The sequence below is a fragment of the Pseudomonas sp. 20P_3.2_Bac5 genome (assembly GCF_025466035.1).
GTDB lineage: Bacteria > Pseudomonadota > Gammaproteobacteria > Pseudomonadales > Pseudomonadaceae > Aquipseudomonas.
On sequence record NZ_JANLOA010000067.1, the window covers coordinates 64,558 to 73,819 of the forward strand.

The 9,262-nt window shown below is 65.5% G+C and carries 7 protein-coding genes; 4 read left to right on the top strand and 3 right to left on the bottom strand.

The features are described from left to right. Nucleotides 1–34: 34 nt before the first annotated feature. From NTD88_RS12395 to NTD88_RS12405, 3 genes are read right to left on the bottom strand one after another with little or no spacing between them, the layout of a single operon-like run. The gene (locus tag NTD88_RS12395; protein WP_262128511.1) at nt 35–247 is read right to left on the bottom strand and encodes a DUF1289 domain-containing protein; all 213 of its coding nucleotides are present in this window, start codon (nt 245–247) and stop codon (nt 35–37) included. Then, nucleotides 247–771: a gamma carbonic anhydrase family protein gene (locus NTD88_RS12400; RefSeq protein WP_095154202.1), complete on the bottom strand. Its 525-nt coding sequence runs from the start codon at nt 769–771 to the stop codon at nt 247–249. Before NTD88_RS12400 ends, NTD88_RS12395 begins: the two co-directional genes overlap by 1 nt. A 41-nt stretch (nt 772–812) precedes the next feature. Beyond that, nucleotides 813–1,412, bottom strand: a complete 600-nt coding sequence (locus NTD88_RS12405; RefSeq protein ID WP_095154203.1) for a CoA pyrophosphatase — start codon at nt 1,410–1,412, stop codon at nt 813–815. Nucleotides 1,413–1,542: 130 nt separating this feature from the next. Between NTD88_RS12405 and NTD88_RS12410 the strand changes: the two genes are divergently transcribed. From NTD88_RS12410 to NTD88_RS12425, 4 genes are all read left to right on the top strand, one after another. Continuing rightward, nucleotides 1,543–2,103 carry an NUDIX hydrolase gene (locus tag NTD88_RS12410; protein WP_095154204.1) on the top strand — a complete coding sequence of 187 codons (561 nt, stop codon included), beginning with the start codon at nt 1,543–1,545 and terminating at the stop codon, nt 2,101–2,103. Nucleotides 2,104–2,130: 27 nt separating this feature from the next. Continuing rightward, nucleotides 2,131–2,697: a murein L,D-transpeptidase family protein gene (locus NTD88_RS12415; protein WP_095154205.1), complete on the top strand. Its 567-nt coding sequence runs from the start codon at nt 2,131–2,133 to the stop codon at nt 2,695–2,697. Nucleotides 2,698–2,895: 198 nt separating this feature from the next. Next, nucleotides 2,896–4,611, top strand: a complete 1,716-nt coding sequence (locus NTD88_RS12420; RefSeq protein WP_262153448.1) for a ShlB/FhaC/HecB family hemolysin secretion/activation protein — start codon at nt 2,896–2,898, stop codon at nt 4,609–4,611. Between the two features lie 24 nt (nt 4,612–4,635). Next, a complete protein-coding gene (locus NTD88_RS12425; protein WP_262153449.1) occupies nt 4,636–9,168 on the top strand; it encodes a hemagglutinin repeat-containing protein in 4,533 nt (1,510 codons plus the stop codon). Nucleotides 9,169–9,262 lie beyond the last annotated feature (94 nt).

Here is a 9,262-nt window from a genome sequence, read left to right on the forward strand (position 1 = left end):
ACTTCACAGCCCGCGCGCGGCCAAGCCCCGGGGATCAGTTCGCCGCGCGGGGTTGGGCGAAGACCAGGCCGGCGGCCACGGCGCGCTCGTGACAGAAGCGCAGCACCTGCCGGCGCTCGGTGTTGTCCATGCGGCCCCAGCGGGTGATTTCAGCGGCGGTGCGCTGGCAGCCGGTGCAGATGTCTTGTTCGTCCAGCGCGCAAATGCTGACGCAAGGTGAGGCCACGGGCCTTTCAGCGGTGCTCATCAATCCTCCTGCGGCGCCAGGTCGCGGGCATAACGCTGGGCGTTGTGCACGTAATGGGCGGCGCTGGCTTCCAGCATCTTCTTCTGTGCCTCGGTCAGTTCGCGCACCACCTTGCCCGGCGAGCCCATCACCAGCGAACCGTCGGGGATTTCCTTGCCTTCCGGGATCAGCGCATTGGCGCCGATGATGCAGTGCTTGCCGATCCGCGCACCGTTGAGGATCACCGCGTTGATGCCAATCAGGCTGTAGTCGTCCACCGAGCACCCGTGGAGCATGGCGTTGTGGCCGATGGTCACGCCCTTGCCGATGGTCAGCGGCGAGCCCATGTCGGTGTGCATCACCGTGCCGTCCTGGACGTTGCTGTTCTCGCCGATGTCGATCAGTTCGTTGTCGCCACGCAGGACCGCGTTGAACCAGACATTGGCGCCCGCCTGCAGGCGTACCTTGCCGATCAGCGTGGCATTGGGCGCCACCCAGCTTTGTGGATGGGTTTCGACCCGAAAGTCGCCCAGACGGTATTTCATGCGTGGTTCCTCACGGTGGGGTTCGCGGCGGGTGATCCCGCTCAGAGTGGGGTGAAGCGTTCAGGCGGATGGTGCAGGCTGATGCGCGCATCGTAGAGCAGGTTGACCAGTTCGACGATCATGATCGCCGACAGGCCCCAGATCTTGTACTCGCCGAAGCGGTAGCTGGGGACGTACCAACTGCGGCCCTGATAATCGATGCGGTGGGTGTGATCGCGCGGGTCCTGACGGAAGAACTCCAGCGGCACGCTAAACACTGCGGCGATCTCGGCATCGTTGGGCCGGTATTCGACGTAATCGGGGATCAGCCCGACGAAAGGCGTGACTTTCAGTCCGTGCAACGAGACCAGCGGAGTCAATGGACCAATCACTTCCACCAGGCCGGGTGGCAGGCCGATTTCTTCCTCGGCTTCGCGCAGGGCGGTGAAGATCAGGTCGGGGTCTTCCGGGTCGCGGCGTCCACCAGGGAAAGCCACTTCGCCGCCGTGGGTCGAGAGGCCCTTGGCGCGCAAGGTCAGTACCAGCTCGGGCTCTTCACTACGGGTGATCGGTAGCAGCACCGCGGCCTCAGGAAAACGTCGATCGGTTTCCAGGGTGCCCGGGGTGTGACTGCTCACACGGCGAAGTAGCTCGTCCAGCATGGTCTCTCTCATTCCAGTAACGTTCTGCATCATGCACCAAAGCCGCGCCACGCCCAACCCCCGGCGACGATCGCACTTGCGGGGCGCGGGACCGCGGCGCGAAGATAGCGCACCTCCCAGGAAGATAAGCATGAAATACTGCAGCGCGTGCGGCAAAGCGGTCACCCAGCGCATACCCGAAGGCGACTCCCGCTTGCGTTATGTCTGCGACCACTGCCAGACCATCCACTACCAGAATCCCAATATCGTCGCCGGCGTGCTGCCGAACCATGGCAGCAAGGTGCTGCTGTGCCGTCGCGCCATCGAGCCGCGCCGCGGCTACTGGACCCTGCCCGCCGGCTTCATGGAAAACGGCGAGACCATGGAACAGGCCGCCCGCCGCGAAACCGTCGAAGAAGCCTGCGCGCGCCTGGGCGAGATGACCCTGTATCACCTGTACGACCTGCCTCACATCAACCAGGTACACGTGTTTTTCCGCGCCGAACTGGCCGACCTGGACTTCGACATCGGCGAGGAAAGCCTGGAAGTGCGCCTGTTCGAAGAAAACGAGATCCCGTGGGACGAGCTGGCTTTCAGGACGATCCGCGTCACACTAGAATGCTACTATCGGGACCGCGAAAGGCAGCACTACCCGGTTCACACCGAGAGCCTGTCAGCGTCGTTCGCCCCGCCACCCAAGTCCGATTCGTAAAACCGCGATTATCAGGGATACCGTTTCATGCGCTGGTTGCTTGCCCTTTTCTGCCTCAGTGTGGCTTCGGTGTCCCAGGCGGCTTACACCGAAACCATCGTCACCAAGCCGATCCTCAAGGACGCGCCGCTTGCGCCGCAGTCCTCTCCCGCCGAGGTCAAGCCATCGAACCGGATCGACAAGGTGCTGGTGCTCAAGTCGCAGCGCCGCCTTGAACTGATCAGCAATGGCGCACCGCTCAAGACCTACCGCATCTCCCTCGGCAAGAAGCCCGTCGGCGCCAAGGAGCGCGAGGGCGACAAGCGCACCCCGGAAGGCTTCTATTGGCTGGACTGGCGCAAGGTCTCGGACCGCTACAACCTGGCGATCCACGTGTCCTACCCCAACGTCACCGATGCCGCCCGGGCACGTCGCGAAGGCGTTCAGCCCGGCGGGATGATCATGATTCACGGAACGCCGGACACGGAGGACAACCCGGAACAGCTTTTCCATACGCTGGACTGGACCGAAGGCTGCATCGCCATGCGCAACACCGACATGCGCGAAGTCTGGAGCCTGGTAAAGGACGGCACCATGATCGAGATCCGCCCCTGATCGACCCGCTCCGGCGCCTTCGCGCCGGACATTTCCTACCCTCCTGAATAACCTTCGGAAATTTCCGAGGGCACTCGCGCTCGTCCCCTACCTCTCCTCACGCTCATCCCCAGCATTCAAACGGATGCTCCTCCCTTAGATTCATCTCACCTGAAATGCTTCCTTCGTCCTAGAACAAGAACATAAGGACGCCAGCCTATGTCCCGTTCATCGCGAACCGGAGGCCCGCGCTCCCCGGCGCTGGCATCCACGGTCTTCATCACCCTGATTTTGCTGTTCGTGGCACCCGCACTGGCCGACGAGGCCTTTTCGGTCCTGCCGCTATTACGCGAGCAACGCCGCGACGCAGACGCGCTGGAGCGACAACAGCGCTTGCGTCAGCTCACGCCGCCGACGGTCATCGAGACGCCGAACGAGACACCCGCTGCAGCGCTCGAAACCGAAGGCTGCTGGCCTGTCTCCGGCCTTCGCCTGGCGGGCAACACGCTGATTTCCCGCGACGCCCTGAACGCGGTGGTCGATCCGTTGCTGCAACCGTGCATGGACGAGGCACGGGTCAACGCGGTGCTCAAAGCCATCACTCGGCTTTACCTGCAACAGGGTTACCTCGCCAGCCGGCCTTATCTGGCCCAGCCGCCGCACGCGGGGGCGAGCCTGGACATCCTGATCGTCGAAGGTTTTGTCGAATCGGTGGAGTTCGATGACCCGGAACTGCCGTTGTCGCTGTCCCGCGCCTTTCCCGATCTGCTTGGCCAGCCACTGCGCCTGAGCACGCTGGAGCAGGGGCTGAACCAGATGAATCGCCTGCAGGCGTTCGACCTCAGCGCGGACCTTGAGCCGGGCGAACTGCGAGGCGGCACGCGGGTGATCATTCGCTCGCAACGGCAACCGGCATCACGCCTGAAGCTGGCCACCAGCCTCGACAACCGCGGCAGCGAGGCGACGGGCCGCGAGCGACTGGGTGTCAGCCTGAGCCTCGACAGTCCGCTGGAACACAACGACTTCCTGCGTCTGCACAGCCTTCGCCGCCTGTTGCCCGGGCGTGGCGACAGCCGTGGCTACGGGCTCTACTACAACAGCCCTTATGGCCCCTGGCGTTTCGCCCTGAGCCTGGACCGCCTGGAATACCGCGCCGCCCTGCCCGGCTCGAACGCCAGCAACAGCGGCCAGAGCGATTTCTACAGCCTCGGCGTGGACCGCGCGCTATGGCACGACCAGTCCACCACCCTCGGCGCCAACCTGCGGCTCAACTACAAGCGCCTGGACACGCGGTTCTCCAGCGAACGACTGCGCCTTCGCCTGCAAAGCCCGACGCTCACCAGCCTCGATGCCAGTCTCAACCTGAGCTGGCGCGACGATGCGCTGTGGAACGCCACCCTCGGCTACAACCAGGGGCTCGGCTGGTTCGGATCCGATGACCGCGCAGCAAACCCGCGCGCGCCGCAGCCGCTGTTCCGCAAGTACCTGGCAAGCCTCTGGCAACTGCGCGAAGGCGTCGATCCCGCGTTTCGCTGGCGCTGGGAAAGCGAACTGAACCTGCAATACAGCCCTGAACCGCTACCCGCGATCGAGCAGATGGCGGTCGCGGGCGACACGGCGGTGCGGGGCTTTCGTCGCGCCACGGTGTCCGGCGCCAGCGGCGCGGTCTGGCGCAACACCCTCAGCCTGCCGCTGAACAACCCGCTGCCGGTGCCGCTGGAAATCCGTCCGAGCCTCGGCCTCGACGCCGGCTGGAGCCGCTACGACCACGGCAGCCCCACACAACGACTGCTCGGCGCCCACGCCGGCCTGCAACTGAGCCTGCCTCGCGGCCAGCTGAGCCTCGATTACCAGCGCGCCCTGCAGGCCAGCGGCACGCGGCGCCGCGATCTGGAGCCGGGCTACTGGCGCGCGCAACTGACCCTGACGTTCTGATCCCCACCCAAGAGAGAGACCACCATGACCCCTCTACCTCCACGGTTCACCCCCGACCTGCTGCGCTGGGCGATCAGCGTCAGCCTGCTGGTTCCCACCGGAGCCATCGCCAACAACGGCCTGCAACCGGCCACCGGCCCGGGCGGAACGCCATCCATCAACGAGCACAACGGTGTGCCGGTGATCAACATCGTCGCGCCGTCCGCCAGCGGCCTGTCGCACAACCAGTTCCTCGACTACAACGTCGGCCAGCCTGGCGTGGTGCTCAACAACGCCCTGCACGCCGGGCAATCGCAATTGGCCGGCGCGCTGGGCGCCAACCCGCAATTCCAAGGCCAGGCGGCGTCCACCATCCTCAACGAGGTGATCAGCCGCAACGCCTCCAGCATCGACGGCACCCAGGAAATCTTCGGCCAGCCCGCCGACTACATCCTCGCCAACCCCAACGGCATCACCATCAACGGCGGCAGCTTCATCAACACCACCCGCGCGGGCTTTCTGGTGGGGCGCCCGGAAATCGAAGACCAGCGCCTCACCTACCTCAACAGCCTCACCGCCAGCGGCGAGTTGCGGGTCGACGGCCTTGGTCTGAGCAATGCAGAAGGCGCCCTGGAACTGATCGCCCCGCGCATCGAGAGCCATGGCCCACTTCGCGCGGCGACCGACCTGGACCTGACCGTCGGCCGCAACCGCATCGACCGCGCCAGCGGCGAGATCGTCGAGCATCTGGCCGGTACGCCGGGCTCTATCGACGCCAGGCTGTTGGGCGCCATGCAGGCCGGGCGCATCCGGATCATCAGCACCGCCGAGGGCGCGGGCGTGCGAATCGAGGCGCCGTCGATGGACGCTCGCCAAGGCATCAGCATTCGCTCGGCCGGGGACTTGAAGATCAGCGGCAGCGCGCAGCAACGCAGTCGTCTCGACGCCGGCAAAGGCAACCTCGAGCTGGATGCCAAGGACAACATGACGCTGAGCGCCATCGAAGGCCGGGCCGAACAGATCAAGGTCCGCACCGGCAAAAACCTCACCCTCGACGCCAAGACCCGCGAAAGCATCCGCCGCGACAACGAGAAGTGGGACAAGAAGTGGTGGTTCGTCACCACCGAAACCTTCGAGCGCACTGGCAGCGAAGTCGAACGCCTGACCACCGGCAGCGATTTTCAGGCGGTCAGCGATATTACCCTCGACGCCGGTGGCGACGCCCGCCTGCTGGCCGCCGGGGTACAAGCAGGCGGCGACCTGAAGCTGCGCAGCGGCAACACGCTGGAGGTCAGCGCCGGCATCGACAGCGTGACCCGCGACGAACGCATCCGCCACCGCAAGCACCTGTGGCGCGGCGACCAGGACACCCACGACTACCGCGAAAGCGCCCGCCCCAGCCAACTCTCGGGCCGCAACCTGACCGTGGAGGCGGCGGGGCCCACCCGCATCATCGGCAGCGAGCTGCGAAGCAGCGCGGACATGAGCATCAAAACCCCTGAACTCGATATCGCCGGGACCTCGCTCAAGGGCAGTGACTCCCGCAAGGAATACCGGGGCGACCTGGCCTCCGGGGCGTTTTTCGGCAACCGCGAGCGGGCACAAGGCGAACAGCAGACCGTTCGTGGCAGCCAGCTTGAGGCGAGCGGTGCCTTGACCGTGATCGCCGATCAAGTGCGGGTCAGCGGCAGCCGGATCAGCAGCACCGGCGACGCCCTGTTGGCCAGCGAAAAGGCCCTGCTCAGCGTCGAAGCGGCGCGGGAAAGCTCGACCCGCAGCACCAGCAGTAAAGACAGCAAGCTGTTCGGCCTGCTCGGCAGCAGCACCGACACCCACCAGCAACGCGACACCGCGCTGGTCAGCGACCTGGCCTCGGAAAGCAACCTGCGCCTGGCCAGCGCCGACGAATTGCAGGTCATCGGTGCCCGGCTCAAGGCCGGTGGGCAGTTGCAACTGGACGCTGCGAAAGACCTGCGCGTCAGCGCCGCCACCCAGAGCGAAAACAGCACCACCCAACAAACCGACAAAAGCCTCTACGCCAGCGCGCGGCAGACGGCGGAAGCGCTCGACGGCAAGCCGGCGTCGAAGCAATACGTGGCCTCAGCGGGCTATGAAGTGAAAAAAAACGAGCGCAGCGCCAGCCAGGACACATTGGTTGCCAGCCAGCTCAGCGGCGCGGCGATCACCATTGGCAGCCAGGCCGACGTGTCGCTGAACAGCAGCAACCTCGACAGCAGCGGCGCCATCGATATCAGCGGCAAGACCGTCACCCTGGGCGCGCAAACCACCCGCGAGCGGCAACTCACCACCAGCACCCGCTCGGCGGGCGGCCTCGCGGTGACCGCAGGGATGGATCGCCAGGGCGGCGGCTACGAGGGTGCCTACCAGCGACGGGAACAGGAGGAAAGCCTGGTCGACAGCCTCCCGAGCGAGCTGACGGCAGCGGGACCGTTACGCATCAAGGCCGACACGCTGATCAATGAAGCGGCGCAGGTGAGCGCCGGCGAGCACCTGCTGGTCGACGCAACCCGGGTGGAAAACCGCGCCACCGCCAGCGTCCGCGAAACCCGCGACAGCGAGCGCAACTGGCAGGGCAGCCTGGGCCTGAGTCTGGAAACCCGCGATATCACCCGTCCGATCGAAAACCTGATCAACGGCAACGAGGCCGCGCGCTTCCAGCAAGCCTCGGTGGAAGACGCCCTGGCGCCGCTGACCCTGGGCGTGGACCTGGCGCTGGAGCACCTCAACCGCGAACAGACCAGCCGCAGCGAAACCGCGCGGGTCAGCGAGCTGTCCGGCACCACGGTGAAGGTCCAGGCCGATGAGGTGAGCGATACCGGCACTCGCTACCGCGCCGAAAAAGGCGGACTGCAGATCGATGCGCGGAATCACCAGTTCGTCGCCGCGCAAGACACCACCGCCGAAACCGTCGAGCGCCTGGAAGTCGGCGGCACTGCCCGGGTGGAAACCAGCACGGGCAAGGACATTGCCGGGAAAATCTCCGGCAAGGGCGGATCGCTGAGCAGCAGCAACACCACGACCACCGCCCGCCCGGGGAGCCTCTACGGTCAGCAGGGCATCCAGATTCAACTGGGCAGCGACGGGCTTTACGAGGGCACCGCCTTCGACGCCGGCAAGGGCGGTCTGACCCTCGAGACGGCCGGCAATCTCAGCCTGCCCCAGGCCAACGACCGCCAGGAGCAGAGCCTGCGCCAGCTCGACGGCAATGCCTGGCTCAAGGCGGGTAACAGCCCGGCGGGCAGTGCACTGGAGGCCCGTGGCTATCTGGATCAAAAACGCAGCGACAGCCAGGACAGCCAGGCGCGGGTCGCCAGCATCGACAGCACGGGCGATGTCCGCCTCAAGGCCGGCGGTGAGCTGACGCTCGCCGGCACCCGCATCGGCAGCAGCGGCGCCAAGCCAACCAATATCGACGTGCAGGCCGACGGCCCGCTGCGGGTGTTGGCTGCCAGCGACAGTCATGAGGCCAGCGGCGATAACATTGGCGGCGGCGGTGAGGTGGTCTTGAAGATGAACGACGCCGGCAAGGGCGGCGGGCTGGGCGGGCATTTCAGCAACGGGCGGATTTCCGAGTCCGACCGCCGTACCCAGGGCGCGGTCTTCACCGCGCAACAGGAGGTGAACCTGTCGAGCCAGGCGAGACAGGACGACGCGATCCACCTTGAGGGCCTGCAAGCATCAGCCGAACGGATCAAGGTCGCGGCGGAAAACGGCGGCGTGCTGATCGAATCGGCCACCAGCAGCGAGCGCCGCGACAACCTCGACCTCACCGTGGGTGCCGGCATCGCCATGACCCCGGCAGCCACGCGCGACGACACGAAAAAAGGTCTGTATGGCCGGGCGCAGTTCAACCTCGACCAACGCGACAACCTTGTGCACCAGAACAGCCAGCTCGACGCCGGGCAAGTCGGCCTGTACAGCATGAACGACATGCTGCTCAACGGCGTGCGGGTCAATGCCGGGCGTATCGAAGGCGTTATCGGCGGTGACCTGCAACTGGCCAGCCGCCAGGACCGGGTCAACGCGTTGAAGGTGAATGTCGATGCGCAACTGAGCCGGGAGAAGAACCCGCAGGGCTACCTCAACGCCGTGCGCTCCTTCGGTGGTCCGCTGGGTGCCAGCGCCGAGAAGAAAGTCGGCGGCGCGGTGCAGAGCGCCGACCCGGGCATTTCACCGACGCTGGACCTGAAAGTGGATTACGCACGGCGTGACAGCGTCGCCAGCCAGAGCCGGCTGAGCGGGCAGGAAGGCGTTGCCTTGCAGGTCGGCGGCGATGTGAAGCTGTCGGGGGCGGATGTTCGTTCAAGCCAGGGCAAGGTCGAACTGGGTAGCGAGCGGATCAGCCAGGAAACCCTGAACGGCCGCGATGTGCGGCGAGTGGTGGGGACCAACCTGTCGAATGCGCCAGTGGAGCTGGGCAGCGATCTGGTCAATACCTACAAGAATGGCGGGATGAATCTGGAGGAAGGGGATTCTTCGCTGGATCTGGGGCTGTTGCGCACCGGGGGACATGATCGGGAGGTGAGGCTGGAGTCGGGGATTATTGAGAAAAAATGAGGTTCCGCCCGTCAGTTAAATCAATTGGGGCCCCATCGCGAGCAAGCTCGCTCCTACAGATAATCGGTGCGCGCGTTGTCGCGATTCGCCCCCC

Bases quoted from the DNA above. Each gene is read 5' to 3' on its own strand.
- NTD88_RS12400 (WP_095154202.1), bottom strand. From the start codon at position 771: ATGAAATACCGTCTGGGCGACTTTCGGGTCGAAACCCATCCACAAAGC.
- NTD88_RS12410 (WP_095154204.1), top strand. From the start codon at position 1,543: ATGAAATACTGCAGCGCGTGCGGCAAAGCGGTCACCCAGCGCATACCC.
- NTD88_RS12405 (WP_095154203.1), bottom strand. From the start codon at position 1,412: ATGCTGGACGAGCTACTTCGCCGTGTGAGCAGTCACACCCCGGGCACC.
- NTD88_RS12420 (WP_262153448.1), top strand. From the start codon at position 2,896: ATGTCCCGTTCATCGCGAACCGGAGGCCCGCGCTCCCCGGCGCTGGCA.
- NTD88_RS12395 (WP_262128511.1), bottom strand. From the start codon at position 247: ATGAGCACCGCTGAAAGGCCCGTGGCCTCACCTTGCGTCAGCATTTGC.
- NTD88_RS12415 (WP_095154205.1), top strand. From the start codon at position 2,131: ATGCGCTGGTTGCTTGCCCTTTTCTGCCTCAGTGTGGCTTCGGTGTCC.
- NTD88_RS12425 (WP_262153449.1), top strand. From the start codon at position 4,636: ATGACCCCTCTACCTCCACGGTTCACCCCCGACCTGCTGCGCTGGGCG.